This is a genomic window from Paenibacillus sp. An7, from assembly GCF_009870785.1.
GTDB lineage: Bacteria > Bacillota > Bacilli > Paenibacillales > Paenibacillaceae > Paenibacillus.
Genome location: NZ_WTWX01000010.1, coordinates 67179 through 87007, shown reverse-complemented (window position 1 = coordinate 87007; position 19829 = coordinate 67179). Strand labels below are relative to the sequence as shown.

At 43.6% G+C, this 19829-nt stretch carries 21 protein-coding genes; 7 read left to right on the top strand and 14 right to left on the bottom strand.

Features of this window, described 5'->3' with window-relative positions; genetic code table 11:
* Positions 1-65: 65 nt before the first annotated feature.
* From GQY27_RS13235 to GQY27_RS13220, 4 genes are all read left to right on the top strand, one after another.
* Positions 66-422 (top strand): hypothetical protein, encoded by a 357-nt coding sequence (locus tag GQY27_RS13235; RefSeq protein WP_160035124.1) that lies wholly within the window; start codon positions 66-68, stop codon positions 420-422.
* A 240-nt stretch (positions 423-662) separates the two neighbouring features.
* Positions 663-3005 carry an Ig-like domain-containing protein gene (locus tag GQY27_RS13230; protein WP_160035122.1) on the top strand — a complete coding sequence of 781 codons (2343 nt, stop codon included), beginning with the start codon at positions 663-665 and terminating at the stop codon, positions 3003-3005.
* 269 nt (positions 3006-3274) lie between these two features.
* A complete protein-coding gene (locus GQY27_RS13225) occupies positions 3275-3658 on the top strand; it encodes a hypothetical protein (protein WP_160035120.1) in 384 nt (127 codons plus the stop codon).
* Positions 3659-3793: 135 nt separating this feature from the next.
* A complete protein-coding gene (locus tag GQY27_RS13220; protein ID WP_160035118.1) occupies positions 3794-4825 on the top strand; it encodes a copper amine oxidase N-terminal domain-containing protein in 1032 nt (343 codons plus the stop codon).
* A 134-nt stretch (positions 4826-4959) separates the two neighbouring features.
* On the opposite strand, the gene GQY27_RS13215 is transcribed toward GQY27_RS13220, so the two are convergent.
* From GQY27_RS13215 to GQY27_RS13185, 7 genes are all read right to left on the bottom strand, one after another.
* Positions 4960-5844, bottom strand: a complete 885-nt coding sequence (locus GQY27_RS13215; RefSeq protein ID WP_160035116.1) for a M15 family metallopeptidase — start codon at positions 5842-5844, stop codon at positions 4960-4962.
* A gap of 136 nt (positions 5845-5980) precedes the next feature.
* Positions 5981-6712 (bottom strand): hypothetical protein, encoded by a 732-nt coding sequence (locus GQY27_RS13210; protein WP_160035114.1) that lies wholly within the window; start codon positions 6710-6712, stop codon positions 5981-5983.
* Between the two features lie 36 nt (positions 6713-6748).
* Positions 6749-9913: a DEAD/DEAH box helicase gene (locus GQY27_RS13205; RefSeq protein ID WP_160035112.1), complete on the bottom strand. Its 3165-nt coding sequence runs from the start codon at positions 9911-9913 to the stop codon at positions 6749-6751.
* A 194-nt stretch (positions 9914-10107) separates the two neighbouring features.
* The gene (locus tag GQY27_RS13200; protein ID WP_160035110.1) at positions 10108-10743 is read right to left on the bottom strand and encodes a histidine phosphatase family protein; all 636 of its coding nucleotides are present in this window, start codon (positions 10741-10743) and stop codon (positions 10108-10110) included.
* A gap of 117 nt (positions 10744-10860) precedes the next feature.
* The gene (locus tag GQY27_RS13195) at positions 10861-12120 is read right to left on the bottom strand and encodes an ABC transporter substrate-binding protein (RefSeq protein WP_442950907.1); all 1260 of its coding nucleotides are present in this window, start codon (positions 12118-12120) and stop codon (positions 10861-10863) included.
* A gap of 34 nt (positions 12121-12154) precedes the next feature.
* On the bottom strand, positions 12155-12991 hold the full coding sequence (locus GQY27_RS13190; RefSeq protein WP_160035108.1) for a carbohydrate ABC transporter permease: 837 nt from the start codon (positions 12989-12991) through the stop codon (positions 12155-12157).
* The gene (locus tag GQY27_RS13185; RefSeq protein ID WP_160035106.1) at positions 12991-13869 is read right to left on the bottom strand and encodes a carbohydrate ABC transporter permease; all 879 of its coding nucleotides are present in this window, start codon (positions 13867-13869) and stop codon (positions 12991-12993) included. The genes GQY27_RS13190 and GQY27_RS13185 overlap by 1 nt, the downstream gene beginning before the upstream one ends.
* Before the next feature lie 271 nt (positions 13870-14140).
* Here GQY27_RS13185 and GQY27_RS13180 point away from each other — a divergent pair, with 271 nt between their 5' ends.
* On the top strand, positions 14141-14899 hold the full coding sequence (locus GQY27_RS13180; RefSeq protein WP_160035104.1) for a TspO/MBR family protein: 759 nt from the start codon (positions 14141-14143) through the stop codon (positions 14897-14899).
* 79 nt (positions 14900-14978) lie between these two features.
* Here GQY27_RS13180 and GQY27_RS13175 read toward each other — a convergent pair whose 3' ends face one another.
* The 5 genes from GQY27_RS13175 to GQY27_RS21515 all read right to left on the bottom strand — a co-directional run bounded on the left by GQY27_RS13175 (position 14979) and on the right by GQY27_RS21515 (position 17604).
* The gene (locus GQY27_RS13175) at positions 14979-15359 is read right to left on the bottom strand and encodes a RidA family protein (protein WP_160035102.1); all 381 of its coding nucleotides are present in this window, start codon (positions 15357-15359) and stop codon (positions 14979-14981) included.
* A gap of 69 nt (positions 15360-15428) precedes the next feature.
* Positions 15429-16130: an NAD(P)H-binding protein gene (locus GQY27_RS13170; RefSeq protein ID WP_160035100.1), complete on the bottom strand. Its 702-nt coding sequence runs from the start codon at positions 16128-16130 to the stop codon at positions 15429-15431.
* Between the two features lie 140 nt (positions 16131-16270).
* Complete coding sequence (locus tag GQY27_RS13165; RefSeq protein WP_160035098.1) at positions 16271-16438, bottom strand: CsbD family protein; 168 nt, start codon at positions 16436-16438, stop codon at positions 16271-16273.
* 612 nt (positions 16439-17050) lie between these two features.
* On the bottom strand, positions 17051-17281 hold the full coding sequence (locus GQY27_RS13160) for a hypothetical protein (protein ID WP_160035096.1): 231 nt from the start codon (positions 17279-17281) through the stop codon (positions 17051-17053).
* Positions 17282-17460: 179 nt separating this feature from the next.
* Positions 17461-17604 (bottom strand): sporulation protein YjcZ, encoded by a 144-nt coding sequence (locus GQY27_RS21515; RefSeq protein WP_201450726.1) that lies wholly within the window; start codon positions 17602-17604, stop codon positions 17461-17463.
* Between the two features lie 253 nt (positions 17605-17857).
* Here GQY27_RS21515 and GQY27_RS13155 point away from each other — a divergent pair, with 253 nt between their 5' ends.
* Together GQY27_RS13155 and GQY27_RS13150 are read left to right on the top strand one after the other, a co-directional pair.
* A complete protein-coding gene (locus GQY27_RS13155) occupies positions 17858-18073 on the top strand; it encodes a hypothetical protein (protein WP_160035094.1) in 216 nt (71 codons plus the stop codon).
* A 166-nt stretch (positions 18074-18239) separates the two neighbouring features.
* The gene (locus tag GQY27_RS13150; protein ID WP_160035092.1) at positions 18240-18440 is read left to right on the top strand and encodes a hypothetical protein; all 201 of its coding nucleotides are present in this window, start codon (positions 18240-18242) and stop codon (positions 18438-18440) included.
* A 289-nt stretch (positions 18441-18729) separates the two neighbouring features.
* On the opposite strand, the gene GQY27_RS22075 is transcribed toward GQY27_RS13150, so the two are convergent.
* A complete protein-coding gene (locus GQY27_RS22075; protein WP_160035090.1) occupies positions 18730-18894 on the bottom strand; it encodes a sporulation protein YjcZ in 165 nt (54 codons plus the stop codon).
* 142 nt (positions 18895-19036) lie between these two features.
* On the bottom strand, positions 19037-19339 hold the full coding sequence (locus GQY27_RS13140; RefSeq protein ID WP_160035088.1) for an MTH1187 family thiamine-binding protein: 303 nt from the start codon (positions 19337-19339) through the stop codon (positions 19037-19039).
* Positions 19340-19829 lie beyond the last annotated feature (490 nt).

Sequence of the window (19829 nt, the reverse complement as noted above, 5' to 3'; positions counted from 1 at the left end):
CTAGTGTATAAAACAGGTAAATTGTCTTTTATCTGGATATATAAAATGGAAAGGAGAAAGAGCCAATGGACACTTATTACGTTTCCATCACACAGCAGCTCATCCATCAAGAACCGCTTGAATCGAATGACTATGAGGTAAAGCTGACTCAAGATAAACTTGCTCAAATGCAGGATTTGATGTCATTGATTAGCAAAGAGGACGAATATGCGTTTCAGCGCACACCGATTCCCTACAAATCAGCAGATCATGATGATGCAAATGAGCAGTTTACGGACCGCATTCAAGAACTGTATCAGCTTATTTATAACACGGGAACGGAGCAAACGAAGGAAATCATTCGTCAGCAAAAGGTGCTGAATAAGCTCGATCATACGGATTACAAAGATACGGGTTATGAAGATTCCCCCCTTAATAAGTAGAGAAATAAATTAGAAGACTAGTGAGGTCCGGTTCATCATTATGAACTGGGCTTTTTCACGTTTTCGCAAAAATAACCTGCCATAGATCTACCAGTCGGTTCTAATCCCTATTTTCTTGTAATAATTAAAAGTAACCGCTTTAAGCTGACACTTGAATTCGCATCTTCGCCATATTTGTAATTTATCCAGTAGATGTCGTCAATAAGATTTACATCATACTGACAAGGATGTGAGATGAACATGACTTCATTTTTGCGAAAATGTGGATTACTTTGTTTGGTATTCATCCTCGTTACAATGCTCCTCCCCTCTCTTTCCGTAAAAGCTGCTGCTCGTGTTACTCTGGATTCCCATCAAGATGGGGAAAACATTTCCCCAGGATTCGTAGAACTTCATGGTACGTACACCGATGTATTTGACATCGAAATTGTGGTCAATGGTCAATTGGTAAATGATGTGCATATGGATGACCCTGATGCTGATAACCATGGAACATGGTCTTATTCATTAGATACATCCTCATTAGACGGCACTATTGAAATTGCGCTTAAATCCAAAGATATCGGAACGAGATACGGGATTTGGTCTCCTTTTATTCATCTCCATGTAGATAATCCAGCCGCGAATGTACCCGAAGTACGTATTGTAAGTCCAGGCGAAACAGATGCTCCCCTGCCTCGTGACAAAGGAGCCATTCCCATTCATATTTCTGCAGTAGGTAAAAATACAATCACTCAGGTTGAACTCCGGGTTAATGGAGGTCCTTGGGAACCTGCTTCCTACAATGAAACAGAAGGATTCTATAAATATGCTTGGGAAGTTGCACATCTAGACAAAAAACAAAAGTATAGCCTGGAGGCAAAGGCAACCGATCAGAACGGGAACACAGGATACAGCCTCACCACCTACCTAGCCCCCAATCCACAAGCCATCGGTCAAGGGAACTCCTCCTCTAAATCTGAGAATTCTGGAGATTCCGGTACCGTGATGGATAGTGTGTATAGAGCTACCGAGCCTCTCCCCGTTCAAGATCGAGCAATCTGGATTTGGGAAACGGCATCTTATCACCTGATACTGAATCCGAATTCCTGGGATACTTTTGCCGGATTCACCTCTGATACAACCACCTTTAGTGACCGTCCCATCACTACACTCTATCTAGGCGTTGATCGCTATAATGGAGCTTCGATGCTGGAAGACTACCGTGAAAAAGTACAGCAGTTTGTTACTTGGGCACATGCGAATGGGTATCAAGTTCAGGCACTAATTGCCGGCGGCACAACACCACCCTACTATGGAGCTTACGAGAGATACCGTACCCAAGCAGTTCGGGAATTTGAAAAAGTACTGAACTATAATCTGGCTTCTGAAGCTTCCGCTATGTTTGATGGCATTAATCTCGATACCGAGCCGTATATTCTGCCTGATTTTAAGACGGAAAAACCGTCTGTCCAGATTCAGTACCTAGATATGCTCGCAGCACTGATGGAACGGAAACATGCGGCGGGGATTACTTTCCCCGTAGGCGCAGCCATTCCAAGGTGGTATGACAGTTCCGCTGATGCCAGTGCAATTCCGTGGAAGGGATCAACAAAATGGCTGTCTGAACACATTCAGGATACCGCTGATTATATTTCGATTATGAATTACCGTGATCAGGCAGACGGAAGTGCAGGCATTATCCAACAAGCACTCGGGGAGATTGCCTACGCTGAATCCATAGGTAAGCCAAACTCCGTCATCATCGGTGTAGAAACCAAAGATATTGCCGATGGCGGAGATCCCGAAACGATCAGCTTCCATGAGGAAGGCAGAACCTTTATGGAGGATGAACTGAATAAAGTGTATGCGGCTATGCAAGAGAGCCCGGCGTTTGGCGGCATCGCCATTCACCACTACACTTCGTTCATCGACTTCCCAAGCAAGTGGGGACCGGAAGGAATGAAGTGGGCTCCTCCATCCGACTTGGAACCGCCAAGCATAGTCAGCGGCCCTCTCTCTGCGACAGCTTTTGATCACGAACGGATTGATGTGCGTTATGGTATGGCGTTCGACAACGCCGCAGTGAATGACTACCGGATCTACCGGAGCACTGAACCTGATTTTGCAACAGGACCTCTTACTTATGCAGGAACTGCTAAAGGATTATCTTACAAAGATAAAGGACTGCTTGCAGATACCACTTATTATTACAAAATCACAGCGGTCGATCTCTCGGGAAATGAAAGCTACCCTAGCGAAGCCATTTCTGCGACAACGACCTCTACCACTTTGAAACCGATGATTATCAATGAGAAGACATTTGAATATACAGGAGACAAAGCTATCGTGACCTTACGAGTCGTGGATCTTGAAACCGGGACACCGCTTCGTGCTGCGGTTAGCGGCAGATTCACTCAGATGGCTGGAAAATACGTCACCGCCAAGGCTACCGCAGATGGGATATTCCAATCCTCTTCCGAAACGGTAAGCGCTCCTTCCGGAGAGATCGGGTTCCAGCCTCGCCGAATTATGGCTCCTGGGTATTATTGGGCCAGCAGCTATGACACACTTCCTTATACCACGGTAGTTTGGGAACCCTAGGGTTCTATGATTGTTTTATGACTGTAAAATAAGTAAGGAGCCTTGGCTGTAAAGCCCGGGATCCTTGTTTTTTTTGTATCCTATTTATGTTGATGTTCCTTGGCTTCTGACATTCCTTTGTTTGTGATATTCCTTTGTTTATGACATTGAACTATTTCTCGCAAGTCCGTTTATTAGTGCTTATACCCATATTTTTATAAAACAGTATATAATTTGATCGGGAAGTTAGTGTAGTTTATAATTTCTACTAATGATTAAGGAGGAAAAATATGAATAAAAAAATGTGGATTATGGTTTTTATCGCTTCATTTGCACTACTGTACATTCTATTTGGCTTTTGGATTGCGAAGGATACTAAAATTATTCTGGAAAAAACTATGGCAGCAGATCGTAATGAGCAAGAATACATGGATCCGTCTGTCTTTAATAGAATAAATCCGATTACAAATGGAGCAACTACTGCTGAATTCTCCTATGATTCTTCCAAACATAACGTAGGGATCGTGGTTCCGCTCCATTTCTTTTTTGTTGCCAAAGTATTTGTAACTCACGAATACGATCAGAATGACTTCGGATTTAAGGAACCGCTGACCATGGATTTAAAGCTTAAGAATGGGCATTGGTATGCTACTAATGTAAAAATTGAACCTTAAGCTTAATCGTTGGTCAATGCAGAAACCAGATTTTGCGTACTAAGCCCTTTACTCTAGTGCAACCTTACTCCCGTGGTTTTCGTCTGAAAGATGTCATCGTCTTATGACAAAACAACAACAAAGGAGAGAAGACACATGAACAAAAGAATGAAAACCGGCGTAGCTGCGGCAGCCCTAACTATTGCTCTAGGCGGTAGTTCCCTCTACGCATATGCAGATGCGAGCACTCCAGTGCCGATCTCAAGTAATCTTAAAGAGGTATTTACGATTACGGTGAATGGACAGGCTATCGAGGATGGTTACCAAGTATCAACTGCTGCACAACCCATGATTCCTGTACGTTCTCTAGCAGAAGCACTTGGAATGGAAGTAAAATGGGTACCAGACACCAAAGCAAGCGAGCTTACCAAAGGAATTAAATGGACTTCCATTATGACAGGGGAAGATGCTTATAATGTAAATAAGATGCTTGTTCGTTTAGGACAAGCACCTGAGATAGTCAATAACACGCAGTATGTTCCTCTGAACTTTGTCAGCGAGGTTCTGTACGGCAACGTATCGGTAGAAGGGAGTCAAATTATAATTACTACAGATCAAGCGAATGCATCAGAAGAAGAAGTAACAAAAGCAAGCGGAATTATCACTTCGTTGTCTTCGGAAGAAGGTAAACTTTCCGTCCATATCAATGGAAATGGTGCGAAAGGAATCATTCTTCATGTGAGTGACGATACGAAGTTTGCACTTGCAAACGGGGATGCCCTTGCATTTAAAGATCTCAAAGTTGGCGATCAGGTTGAAGCTGAACACGCGATGTTTGCAACGCTTAGCCTTCCTCCGCAATCACCGGTATACAAGATCACTGTAACCGAACAAGCAAAAGCGGATCTCGTTATTGCTGAAGGTGCAATCAGTGAAATAACAACTAACGAAAATGGCGAACGCAGTATCCTCCTTAAAGGTCAAGGTATTGAAGAAGAGCCGTCCAGCGGTATCGTATTTAACATCAGTTCAGAAACGAAAGTAGTAGATACCAAAGGAGAAGCAATTGATCCTTCTACACTTAAGGAAAAAGACTACGTAATTGGCGTTTATAACGGCATTACGACTCGCAGCCTCCCTCCTATTGCGAACGCGATGAAACTGGTTGTAGAACAAGCAACTGAATAAACCCGTATTCGTCTATCTTTTGAAACATCGTACTTGAACAAACCATTCTGAATAGGGACTCATTGATATCTCGTGTGTCCATGTATTCAAAAAGGCAGCCCCGCTGGGCTGCCTTCTTCTATCTCTTGTTCAAATTACAGTTTAATATTTGACTCATCAAAGTACTCTTCCAGGGTAAGACCGCTCTCTGCGATATCCGGCGCTAACTCTTTACCTACATAACGGATATGCCACGGCTCGTATACATAACCCGTAATATCTTCCCGGTCTTTGAGATACCGAATCACAAAACCGTATTCGGGCGCATGTTCTTCCAGCCATTTGCCTTCTTCTGAGTCGCCAAACACTTCTTCGATTACATTGCCGACACTTGGACTGGATACATCAATCGCAAGCCCTGTCTGATGTTCACTGTAACCTGGTTTCGCACTTACTCTTGCCGCATATTCTTCACCGTTACGCTCTACACTGCTGTTATACACGGAAACTTGGCGGCTATAAGAACGATACCCAGACACAGCTCGAAGTTCTATACCGTCTTCTTTTGCTGCTGCAAACAGTTCCTCTAAGGCAGACGCAGCTTCTTTTCTCAAATGACGTTTCTCATGAGGTCCGTCAAAAGAAAAAGGAACATTCGGTTCAACCAAATCATCCGGTTCATACCCTTCCGGCAGACTCCGCTCTTTATTCACAATGACCGTCACTGCTTCCGCATTGGTTACAACACTTCGGTCACCTTCCTGCTGAATACTGCTCTGCAGTGAACTTTGTGCACGCAAAGCCATGACACTGTCTGTTTCTGTATCTTCTTTACCGGTTTCTACACCGTCCACATTGTCATCTGTTCCATCTGGGGTTACTTCCTCAGAAGTATCACCTGTCGCCGGAGCATTCAGGTTCTGTCCTTCCTGCTGACCTTGTCCACCTACTTCACAGCCTGTAAGTAGAACGGTGCTGACCAACAGGGTAGACAGCAGAGCAATTGTCCAGTGGTGTCTTTTCTTCTTCGTCGTTATCATCGATTACTCCCCCATCCACAAATAGCTTGTCCACGCTCTATTGTAGACTAAAAATAAACAGAGCAAAAGAACGCTGACGTCCCCTGACATGGATTGTCATGAGACTCAGATCTCTTATGCTCTGTCATGATCGTATTTACTTCGTCTTGCTCCCGGACTTTGTCTGGGCTAAGCGGGGTGCCCATTCTGTCGCCCGCTTGGACAGCTGTTCTCGTAAATGAGTCAGCGCAGCATCCGTAGGTGCCTGAGGCAGCAACGATGCAAGACTTGGGGGAGGCACCATTTTGGAGGGTGCCTTCAGATGCAGCTCCACCTCTGTCAGCCGTTGGCCAGGCTTGTGGAGCGCGCTGTCTTGGACACTCTCCGCGATGTAATCCATAATCGCGGAGACGTTGCCGCCCGCTCGCGCAGCCGGTCGCTGCAGCAGCGCTGCCTGAGGCAGTGCTTTCCCTTCTGATTCGGCTGCCCATGAGCCGAATACACTGTCAAGGAGCGCTGTGCGTGTAATGCCTAGCAGGCTTAAGAGGGCTAGCGGCTCACGGGCTGCCCAGGAAGCAGCTGCTATTCTAGCGGCTTCTGCATGTTCGCATACTTCGCTCTCACAGGTGCAGGTCACCTGCATCTCTGTAGCGAAGGGAATTAGGATTGCCGCTTCTTCAGGCGTCAACGGCTTATTTTCCATCAGTGTGTACACAAGATATGCAGACTCTGCTAACTGCTCAAGCAACGTTCTTTTCTCCATGTCATCAAGGGGATTCACATGCCCTTTGCATTCCATATCGTTATCTTCTGAATCCCTCACTCTACTAGATACGATTGCCTTCCATCCGTGAGGCTCCAGCTGAAATTCCTTTACTTCGATGTTCACCTTCACCTCACCCTTTCCTAAATCAAAATCCTTGACTTACATCCACATTTCTCCCTGTAAGGTAACAAGCCCTTTCAGTTCATCGTCCGACATTTCTGTAAGCCAGTTTTCACCTGAACCTACAACCTGCTCAGACAGCTGTTTCTTACTCTCAATCAGTTCATCAATTCGCTCTTCCAGCGTACCTTGGCAGATCAGTTTATGAACCTGAACGTTTCTCTTCTGTCCAATCCGGAATACACGGTCTGTTGCCTGATTCTCTACGGCAGGATTCCACCAGCGATCATAGTGAATGACATGACTCGCATGAGTAAGGTTAAGACCGACACCGCCCGCACGTAAGGAGAGGACAAAGATAGACGGACCTTCGCCTTTTTGGAAACGATCCACCATCGCATCACGTTCCGCTTTGGAGATTCCTCCATGAAGGAAGAACGGTTTCTCATTGTAACGCTGAGTCAATTGATTCACCAGTATATCTCCCATGGAGACATACTGCGTAAAGATAAGTGCTGACTCTCCATTATCTCGAATTGCATCGGTAAGCTCCATCAGACGTTCCAGCTTGCCTGACAGTTCCACCCGTCCGCTCTGTTCTTTACGATTTGGCTCCAGCAGTACAGGATGATCACAAATCTGCTTAAGTTTAGTTAGAGAGGACAGAACCACCCCTTTTCGTGTAAAACCAGTCTGACCTTCAATCCCTGTAAGCAATTGATCAACTACCCCTTTATAAAGGGCCGTCTGCTCCACCGTTAAGGAGCAATAAGATTTCAGTTCCAGCTTCTCCGGAAGATCCTTACGGATATCAGGATCGCTCTTGAGCCTTCTAAGCATAAACGGAGACACGAGCTTATGCAGTTCACGAAGGGACTGTGCCCCTTCCTCGCCGCCAGTTACATAACGCTGCCGGAATGAAGCTGCCGTACCGAGATATCCTGGATTAAGAAACTGAAAAATAGACCATAGCTCACTAAGCCGATTCTCCACTGGTGTTCCTGTCATCGCAATGCGGTGCGGTGCGGACAGTTTCATCACGCTTTGCGCCTGCTTCGTGCGATAGTTCTTAATGTACTGCGCTTCATCAAGCACCACAGAAGACCAATGAACGGAAGCAAGATCTGCCCCATCCCTGCCAGCCAGATGATACGTCGTCAGGACAATATCATGTTCTTCTGCCTGCTCACGGAAGCGGTCGCCGTGCAAACGCTGGGTACCGTGATGGATATATAATTTGAAGTCCGGAGCAAATCGTGCGAGTTCCCGCTGCCAGTTGCCCAGCAGTGAGGTAGGACATACGATGAGTGCAGGACCCTCTGTATCAAATTCATCTTCTACCATTCCTTCAAGCTTACGTTCTGCTTCTCTGATCTCCTTCGCTGCGAGCTTGGAGTCAAGCAGACAGGTAATCACCTGAATGGTTTTTCCAAGGCCCATATCATCAGCAAGACACACCCCAAACCCAAGGTCCCGCATAGCAGACAGCCACTGGAAACCCCGCTCTTGATAAGGTCTTAAATTACCATGTAGAGAAGGAGGTACCGATTTAGGCTCTATTCCTTTTAGTACTTGCCCTTCAAGCAAGAAGGACAACATTCCGTAGGATTCTGCACCAAAGATAGAAAGGCCTTTCCAGTTCGCATCTTCTTCATCCTCTGCGACTAGATGCATCCATTCGGATAATGCCATCGTACCTTCTTCATTCTTCTTCATGAAGCGAAGAACCTGACGGATTTCTTTAGGATCAATCTCAATCCATTCTCCGCGAAATTCGACTAAAGGAAACGTGGATGCCGCAAGTCTCGCAAGTTCTTCTTGTGAGACCGGAATCCCATCCAGTACGACCTCTGCTTCAAAAGCAACCAGCTGCTCCATCCCGAGTGTCGAGGATCGCTTTACAGATCCAAGGCGTCCTGGGTGTGGAAGCATCTTTAATTTAAGTCCTGTTTTTCGTTTCCCTTCCTTACTCCATCTTGAAGGCATCATTACCGTCACACCGCTCTTCTGCAGTTTAGGAACAGCATGTGCCATAAAATCATAGAACATTTCGGTATTCATTCTGACAGATGTGGGAGGTCCGTTCCATCCGGACCCTAGCGCAGGTGCGAGTTCACATGCTTTGCCAAACTCCCTTAACATCTGTTCTTGTACGGATTCATACAAGGTTGTACCGCGGTCTACCTCCTGAGAAGGGTGGGACCATATCGCTTCAATCGGAACCCGAAAATCAGACTCGGTTTCACTTTCAGCCCAAAAACTAACGTTCCATTCAGAACCTGCTTCTGAGGGCTCTAACCGAAGCCCAAGCCGCAGTTTCCCGGCAGCAGGACCCGAAGATTCATTCTCTATAGACGGAGGAGAACTTTCTCCTGCTTCACTAACCGCATCAGACAATTCTTCGATTTCTTGAATTGTTCCTTGTACGCTTAGTTCCCGCGAACCGGTCAGCAGACTGTTCCACCATAGTTCTGATAATGGGGAATATCCTCTGCGATAATTTACGCGGTATTTAGACAAGCTGCTTTCCACCGCAGCAATTTCGGAGGAAACTGCTGCATGGATCATTTGACTAAGGAAAGAGTAAAGCACGGCAGCACCTGCTTCCTTCACAGACCCTGCCTCCGTATCCGCGTAAACAACGGTGGCAGTCAGTGCAATTGGAGGGATGGATTCTGCAAGAATCGCAAAGCGTTCTATGTCTTCTTTCTCTCTAAGTCTCGGGTGCCAAGCACCCTTTACAGCAGATTGATTCCCTCGTCTTCTTCCGCCTGTTGCTGTCACCGGAGCGACCCCCGGAGCAATCTGACCTCGGAGCAGTAATTCCAAAGCAAATAAAGCTGCTTTCGACCAATATTCCATTTCTTCTCCGGCTTCAAACCCTGCTCCGGCTGCTTCTTCTTTGTTCCAGTGTATTAATAATTCAAATGCGTCTTTCGGACTGAGCGCGAGTCCCTCGAGCGTCCGTCCCATTCCCATTCGTTTTTTCTTGTTTGGATCTGCACTTGAGGTCTGTACCTTGCTCGTCTGCCATCTGAGTTCCGCAAGACGCAAGGCTGCATGTTGAAACGGGCGGTAAGTACCGCCTTTTAGCTTCATTTTACGTATTCCATGGCTCCAGGCATCGACCCTGGGTTCCGACGTTTCTCCAGAAAAACAAAAAAATACGTCTCCGAGCCAAATTCCATATAATGGTTGATTCATCGCAAGTCACCCGTTAGCCCTTTTAGATTGTTACTCTTCATCATATACGAAAATCGTTCAATTTAAAAATCAAAACCTTACTTTTTTTCTATAGAAGACAAAAAAAGAATCGGTTATAGCCTGTAAGCTTGAACCGATTTTTATGTGATATCTATGAGTTACATTGAAAAGTAATTTCATGCTGTAAATTTACATTATAAACCTAATAACTCGTTAAAGGAAACTAGGTCTACGATTTCATATCCATTTCCCTGTCCTTTTGGTTTGATGATAACCGTTCCTAAGTAAGGAATCTCCCCAAGCCCAACCCCCGGCGGAAAACTATGGGCTACGATGACTTTATTCATGCCTTCAGGAGGATTCTTCTCTAAAATGGAAGTCAGTTCTGCTAATGTACTGTCTCGTTCTTCAGCACTGACTTGACCGCTTAGCTTATAAACTTTCGTCCAAAAAGGATCTACTTGAACATTTCCAACTCCAAAAGCGAGTCCAGCAGTTTCTCTTGTTCGGCAAAAAGGACTTGCGATCACCGGTGTTTGCAATGGAATTTGTAAATCCCTCACCTTCTGTCCGTAAAGGACAGCTTGTTGTTTACCCTGTGCTGAAAGGTTTCTCTGAGTCGCACAATCACTGAGTACGTAATTAGGCTGATCTTCTCCAACCGTTGCCTCTCCGTGCCTTATATACAAAATATATCCGCCCTGCCGCAGTAAGTTCACATGTGATGGATTTAAATAATTCGTATGATCGGTGCGTTCTTCTGCCATGACATTAGCGGATTGCATGAATAAAAGCACCACAACCACACATATAAAAACAAACTTTCTCATCTTATCATCTCCTCCAGCTTTTGAACAAAATGGATAAGCTTAGTATGTTCAATGAGGAGAAATAAAAACACTGTAAAGGAAAATGATCCCGAATAAACGAGATCATTTTCATAAGTTTTATTTTTTCAGGCTGTCCCAACTCTTCTGCAGATCTTCAAGTAACTTAACAGGATCGGGCTTCGCAACATAGGCCTGCATCACAGCACCAAACTCTTGCGGCACTCCTTCTGGAAAGCGACTGTAGTACCAACTAAGTGCTTTATTATCATCACTATATTGAATAATGTCAGCAGCAAGATCGCCAAGCACTTCGGAATCTGTCGTAATACTCTTAAATGCAGGAATGAATTTAAACTCCTCGGTCATGTATTTCTTCCCTGTCTCGGACGTCACAAGCCATTCAAGAAAGTCTTTTGCTTCTTGTTTCACAGCAGACTCTTTGTTCACCACATAGTAATTCGGTACACCGACAAAAAGTTTATCAGACGCATCTGCATCATCTCCAATCGGCATCGGCAGTATACCTAAGTTCAGATCAGGGTTAATTCCATCGATTTGCACCTGTGTCCAGTTACCCTGTTGCATCATCGCTGCTTCTCCTGTAGCAAAGGTCGTCACTTGGGTATTGTAATCCGTGGTCAGCGGATTCTTATTGCTATACTGTAGGGTCAGATCCAGCAGCTTAATCCAATCCTCGAACACGGGATTCCCTGGAATTTTCTCCGTTGCTTCATTCAATCCCTGGACAAAAGCGACTGGATCGGCTTGATTTGCAAACGGTACATTTACATTATGATTGCCCAGTACCCACCATTCCTGATATCCGTTCGAAAAGGGAATAATTCCTGCATCCTGAAGCTTCTGAGCTGCTGCCTGCAGCTGACTGAGTGTCTTTGGTAATTCTGTAATCCCTGCTTGTTTAAATAAATCTTTATTATATATAAATCCATATCCTTCAAGTCCCAAAGGCTGACCATACAGCTTGCCGTCTTTGGTCATGGGTTCTTTGGCCACATCGAGCACATCGTTTACCCAAGGTTCTCCTGAGAGATCTTCCAAACTATCGATCCAAGTATCCAGTTCACGGTAACCAGCTACATTAAAAATATCCGGATGTTCGGAACCGGCAAATTTTGTTTTTAATGCAGCCCCGTAGTCACTGCCCCCGCCCACCGTTTCGATCTCAATATTGATATCCGGATGCTCTGTCTCATACTCCGTAATCAAACGGTCAAAGGCTTCGGCTATTTCTACCTTATATTGAAAGATTTTAATCGTTTTCTTTCCATCTGCAGACTCCTTACCTCCACCGCAGCCTGCAACAACCAGCGAACACAGTAATAATGAGGTGAGTGCAAACATCCCTTTTTTTCTCAATATAAACCCCTCCTGTATATTATAAAATGAGCTGTCATCCCTTTACTGAACCCGCGGTAATTCCTTGAATGATGTACTTCTGCATCAGAAGAAAGAAAATAATGACCGGTGTAATGCCAAGCACTAGCGCAGGCAGAGCTAAATCCCACTGCTTCGTGTATTGACCAAAAAAAGCATACGTGGCAATTGGAATGGTATGAAGTGAACTATTCTGCAGAATAATGGACGGCAGCAGATAGTCATTCCAGATCCAAAGCGTGTTCAGTATAATGATGGTCACATACATCGGCCTCATAAGAGGGTATACGATTCGGAAAAATACCCCATACGCATTGCTACCATCCACTCTTGCTGCCTCTTCAATCTCAATAGGAACGGACTTCACAAAACCATGGAACAGAAATACAGATATCGGTATGCCAAAACCGAGATAACAAATAATAAGTCCATAGTGACTATTCATCAGCCCAACGGTGCTTGTTACCTTAACGAGTGGAATCATGATCGACTGAAAAGGAATGACCATGGCAGCCACAAACAGTGCAAAGAGGACACGGTTAAACCTGCTGTTGTGCCTTACCATCCGGTAGGCGGTCATAGAACTAAATAAGACAAGCAATAAATTGCTGACAATCGTTACAAAAAGAGAGTTGAATAATACTTTCGGAAATTTGGTAATCTCCCATGCTCGCTGATAATTGCCCCATTCAAAAGCTTTTGGCCATGCTGCCGCATTCGTCAGGAGGTCACCAAAACTTTTAACCGAGTTTACAAACAGGAAATAGAATGGAACGAGGAACAATAGAGCGATTAAAATCATAATGATTTCGGTAAAAAAGGTAGAAAAACGGTAGTTTTTGCTCGTTTCCATTAGGCTTCCACCTCCCGGCTTTTCGTCAGACGAACCTGGATGCTGGTAATGATCGCAACCACGATGAAGAAGATTAGTGCCTTCGCTGTACCAAGCCCGTATCTTCCGTTCACGAATGCTTCATTATAAATATTCAGCGCAAGCGACTCCGTGGAGCGGAAGGGTCCTCCTTTTGTCAGCGAGAGGTTTAGATCAAACATCTTAAACGACCAAGAGATGGCAAGAAATAGACAGACGGTAACTCCCGGCATAATGAGCGGAACGATAATACTTCTTAAAATCTGTCCACGGGTGGCTCCATCAATCTGAGCAGCCTCGAGCACTTCTGTCGGTACATTATTTAGAGAAGATATGTAAATTACCATCAAATATCCTGCGGTCTGCCATACAAATACGATGACGATGGCCCAGAAAGCGGTCTTTTCATCCCCTAACCAAGGCAAATTAAAAAATGCAAGCCCCGTCACTTCGCCCACTGACGCAAAACCGCGGACAAATATAAATTGCCAGATAAATCCTAGTAAAAGGCCGCCGATGACATTCGGCATAAAAAATACAGTCCGCAGGAGATTTTTCGTCTTCAGCGGCTTCGTTAAAAAGTAAGCAAGAAAAAATCCAATCAGATTGGTGAGCAGGACTCCTGTCACCGTAAACAAAGTTGTGAATGTAAACGATTTCAGAAATGCCGGGTCATCTGTAAATATTTTGGTGAAGTTAGCAAACCCAATCCAAACGGGATCTTTTGAGGCACCACTCCATTCCGTGAAGGAGTAATACATCCCCAGCAGAAACGGTGCTACGATGATGAGCATAAAGAAAAATAGAGCAGGACCAACGAAAATAAACTGCTGCATCATCTGTGAAGATTTTCGGTTCATGGATGAACTCCCCTTTCTTTAACTACTTTATTTTATATATAACCCACTTAAAGGAAATTGAATGATATTTCACGGATATAATTACATAATATAGAAAGTAGAGCACGGTCATGCCTGTTTCTGAAGTGATTTGCCGCCTTATACTTCGGCAGACCACCTGCAAGGAAAGCATTTCTTTTGATTGAATTTTTTAAGAGATGGGTAAGTATTCCATGACTCGTTGGTCAGTACATATTCACCCTCTCCAAAACTAAGTACAGGAGGTTATCGTATGCAAGGTAACAGCAACCACAACTCTTACAAATGGTTAAATGCAGCAGGCTTGATTCTTGTTATTGTAGTCAACGCACTCGCGAATATATTACCGATCGGGGGAAGAACAACACAGGAGGTATCTGAACTTTATCCGGTATTAATTACTCCGGCTGGATACGCATTTATTATCTGGTCAGTCATTTATCTTCTCCTTGCCGGGTTTGTTATTTTTCAGTTTTTGCCTTCTCAAAAAAATCGAAATACAACAGCACGGGTTGGAATCTGGTTCTTCATCAGCTGTTTAGCGAACGCGGGCTGGATCATTCTATGGCAGAATCTCCAGATTGGCTGGTCCGTACTTGTCATTCTTATTTTATTGTTTTCACTGATTCAAATGTATGTGCGTACACGGGATATTCCTTCCCCTACACTGGGAGAAACTTGGTTTGTCAAACTTCCATTTAGCATCTATTTAGGATGGGTTAGCGTAGCAACGCTGATTAACATAACTGTATGGCTTAGTAAACTCGGCTGGAGCGGGTTCAACCTTGGAGATCAAACTTGGGCCATCATTCTACTGTTGCTCGGCAGCATCGTTGCCTTTGCAGTTAGCTATCGATATAACGACTTCATCCTGCCGCTCGTGTTCGTATGGGCCTATATTGCTATCGGAGTAAAACAATCAGATACCCTGGCAGTTTCCTATACTGCGATCGGGCTCGCGATTGTCATTTTCTTATTTGCAGTATGGATTTTCTTACGGAGAAAAAAATAAGAACGCAAAAAGAGACCATCGCCAAAAAGCGATGGTCTCTCTGCATTTATTTTAGTAATTACATCATTTGAATGAGGTCTTACCCTTTTACTACAATCGTCTCGATTTCAACAAGCGCATCTTTTGGTAAACGAGCGACTTCTACTGCACTGCGCGCTGGGTATGGCTGTTCAAAGAATGAACTATACACTTCATTCACACGGACAAAATCATTCATATCTTTTAAGAAGACCGTTGTTTTTACGACTTGATTAAGTCCTGCCCCAGCTGCTTCAAGAATCGCTTTTACATTCTCCAGAGACAAACGGGTTTGCTCTTCTACAGTCGCTCCAAACTCTCCCGTCGCCGGATCAATACCAAGCTGTCCTGATGTGAAAATAAATCCGCCTGCTTCTACAGCCTGGCTGTAAGGCCCAATGGCACCCGGTGCTTTTTCAGTTGCGATCGTGTTTTTGCTCATACGGATGAACCTCCTTTGATATTTCCATACTTTTCTATACGTTATTGTAGTCAAATGTGCGAGGCTTGTCTATTTCTGAGACAGCGGCTGCGACTCTGCGATCCCCCTGATCTTTTGATTAGAATAGATATGTATCCCCTTCAGTTCCTGTAAGGCAATACGAATCATAGCAGCTGCTACAAGTGAGCCTGGTATCGCACGATAATTCTGCCCTTTTCCCAGCTTCAATAATGGATCTAAGAGTCCAAGAAGAATTTCACCCATCTTCTCCCCTGTTCTATGTTCTTTACGATCTCCAAGAAGCAGTGAAGGTCGTACGAAATGAATAGAAGGGATTCCTGTCTTCTTCACCTCTTCTTCAAACTGGCCCTTGGTTCGGGAATAGAAAACACGCGATTTTGCATTGGCACCTATCGAAGAAATCCCAATAAATTGTTTTATTCCATGACGCTTTGCTATCTTCGCAGCAGTTACAGGATATTCGAGATCTACTTTGCGAAAAGCAGCCTGTGACCCTGCCTTTTTAATCGTTGTTCCTAAACAACAAAATAAATCATCGGCTTGATAAAAGGCGGATTCATATTTCTCAAGTTCATCCCAGTTTACGATCACTTGTTTCAGCTTAGGATGAGTAAGCTTCAGTGATTCTCTCACTAAAATAACGACTTCTGTGTAGGGATGCTGTTCAAGCAGCCCAGTAACCAGTTGCTGACCAACCATCCCGGTTGCTCCAATAACGATCGCTTTACGAGTCTGTTCCAGCAAATTCATCGGTCCCTTCTTTAGAAGCAAATTCATATTTCTGATTATAAAAGAAATCATACCATGTAGAGATTTAATTCTACATAAACAAAGAAGAGGACCGATTCCGCAGAATCAATCCTCTTCTCATTTGTAAGCACACTATGTTATTAGCGTACGTTCGTGTTGCTCCAGTTGTTGTACTCAGTCTCCGCCTGTTCACGCGTATGACCATATCTTTCTTGGAGTTTACCAATCAATTTGTCTTTCTCACCATTGATTACATCCAGATCATCATCTGTCAGTTTACCCCATTGTTTTTTAGCTTCACCCTTCATTTGTGTCCATTTCCCTTTAATACGTTGTTATCCATGATCGTTCATCTCCTCGTCATTTATAGTAATGTTTCTGTCGTTTCTCACTGTTGTAATCCATTACCCTGAGCTCTAGGGATGTCGTTACTTGCTTGTTATATTATTAACCCGTAGTGATTTCCATGAATCCGAAAATATTTCATATCGGTATATCAGGCAGTATATATTTGTGTTATAGCATGTACTATGATATAATGAAAAGTAATGTAGTATTTAACCCCATTCATATTCCTCAAAGTAGAATAATTCCTTCATTAAACCTCATGAAGTAAGAATCGCGTTATAACCCAAACAAAGATTTTAGATTTTATTTTCATTCAAACTGGCGCGGTCTTCGGAGCCGCAAGGACAAAAGAGAGGTAGGGCTTTTGTTGTGTGAAAGTCAGTTATTCTCGGCAAGTGTGAACAACATCGTTCACCAGAGGAATCGTTAGTTATTTGCAGCTACTGCATTTAGCAACCACAGGTTAAATCAATTAAATATCGCAAGCTGTTCGCGATCGACACGACGCGGGCGACCTTGCACATAGCAGCCCCCGGACCCTAGGTACGGGGGCTATCCAATTTTAGCACCTCTTAGAGAAAGATCTTGGAGATTATAACAAGTAAAACAAATAATACGAGGAGGATTCCTGCCAAATCGTCAGAATACTCATGAACAGGTGAAGAATTACTGTGCGGCATAATATAGGATTGTACAGGTTCTTCCCAGTTACCTCCGTAAGTTTGATACATCCGTTCATAACCGCTAACAGGATAACCTGAGATATAATTGGAATTCATCGGATAACTATATTGTTCATTCATTAGATATTCCTCCCTTATATCGCCTATTAGGCTTCTCCCTATACATATGTAAAAAGGATTTCCGGCGTCCGGGCTCCTGCCTTGAACTTGAATATTTTGTTTAAATCCGTTACAAGACGCAAACAAAGAAGCTGCCCTGAGAACAGGACAGCTTCTTTTTACTTAAAAGCCAGAGAATATTAGTAACAAGAGAATGCTTTAGAGATGATAACCAAGAGAATGAACAGTACAAGAATTGCTCCTATCGATGTCCAGCCTCCGTAGCCAGATCCGCCAACATTTCCACAACCATTGTTGCCACCACAATATTCGTATCCACTCATTTGAACTCCTCCTTCCCGCTTGCTATACCCTAACTTATGTCGTTTAAGCGGGTTTGGAATGGGCATTATCCAACTTTCTTTAATTTGGGCTCTCTGCCTATAATTCAATCCCTGTCTTTCACAACCCACAATCTGACTACAAAATGAACAGTCACATTTTTTGGTTTTAAGGCTTAGGGAACTACCCTTTTTACGAACTCATACCATTTCCTAACATAAGATATAGAAGAAAGAATACCTGGGATGCGGGAAGGTGAACGAAGTGAAGGCCACTGCCAAAAACAAAAATGCCAGCAGAAAAAATAACAACAATGTGGATTCCAACCTTGTTACCTTGGACCAGCTTACCCTCATTGCCGCCATTCTTGGGCTTATTGTCTCTGGAATAGGTTTATACGTAGCCTGGAAACAGTTTAGTAATAACGATCCCAATTATAACGAGAGTGAAGATATCAATCTGCTGAGATAAAAACGTTTGCATCCATATTTTAAATTTTCATTTACTTCACAAAAATAAAGATGGTACATTATATATTGTAAATATTATCCACTGGCTTATTTATGTTCCATAAATATCATATACGACCAGATGGTGAGATATATTGCAGTCTGTATCTTTGAGATGGAGGGATCACATGCTGTTACACTCGTTACGATACGCAGAGGAGAAAGGTTATACAGTGTGTCTCGTACTGCAGAACGGGAACACCTATGTAGGCGAGATAGATATCAACAATGATACTAAAAATCTTGTGATTACATGCGATCAGGGGAAGATTCCTGTACCGCTTGATCATATTAAACACGCTTCTACCATTGTATCGGCACACTTCTAACTTAGAGAAAAACTAACAAAGCAGTATAAAGAACAGAACAATACATAGATGACATGATTTCCTTTGTTGCCAGAAGTGAAGCCTGAGCGATTCATTATGAACAGCTCAGGCTTCACTTTCTGGCATTTTTTTATTTAACGGAAGCGCTCCTCTTATTGGATTGCTTATCATCTGGGACAGCATTAAATCTGAATCAAGGTAGTCTATATTGGTAAATCCCTTAATTGGCGTAAAAAAACCCGTTATTGCTAATTAGCAATAACGGGTTCCGGGAAATCTTAATCAAATATTAGTAAGAAAGGAACGCTTTAGAGATGATTACTAAAAGGATGAATAGAACAAGGATTCCCGCTGTGGATGTAAAACCTCCACCAAATCCACCACCGTATCCACCGCCGTAGTTACCACCGCTGTAGTTTCCTCCACCATAACTTCCGTATCCAACTTCACTCATTTATAATTCCTCCTTTTTCCTTTGGTACAGTTTATCTTATGCGGTTTTCGGTAAGATGACTGGGTTCAAAGGAGAAAAAGTAAAAATTAGGCTCATAAAGCTGCGTAAAGATCATGGACTTATAAGGAACTTCGGTTCACCTTTATTGGAGCTTCTCCCTGACAGACTGCAGTTTTTGCTTACTGGATGAGGCCCGGTCTCTTCGGTCATCAATTTTAACAGAGGTGGAGACGCGCTGAGCTCCATTTGCAAAAGGAGTCTCATGCAGCACTGCAATCGCCGCGAGTACATCAGAAATATCTCCTTCAATAATCGTGCTCATTGACGTTAATTCGTACGTAATGCCTGGCTGCTCAGCGAGCACTCGTTGCAGGTCAGCTACATAACTGCTAAGACTGGTACTTCCCGTTCCGATCGGAATAATAGTAACTTCTGCTATGGCCATTGAACAAACCTCCCTTTTGATTATCCTCTTATAAACGATAAGCATATTGTATCATGGCGAAACCACACAGAAAAAAATTTTTTTTGAACTTTGGACACAAATCCTCCATCCCTTTTCCTTTGCGGTATCTCGGCTTTTTTGCTATAATCGCAGTTGCATTTCAAAGTCACTAGACTGTTTACAAACACAATATATTGGGGTACTGTTAATATACATATCCAAATGTAGTGTGACAGCTAAATTCGGCGAAAAGAACACTATTATTTTTGTCAAGTTATTTTCGATAGAAAAACCCCTGCTCTATTACAAACTATTGGTAATGTTTGAAAAGAAAATTGCGATTGACAAAGTTTATTTTTATTGTTTTTCTTACACAACATCAGTGCTCCTCTTTACCGATTCATCGTGAGATGATCGGTGGATTGCAGCGGGGAAATAAAGGTTTATTGGCATTTGTCTGACCCTCGGGGTTGGGAAATGCTTTTTGTTT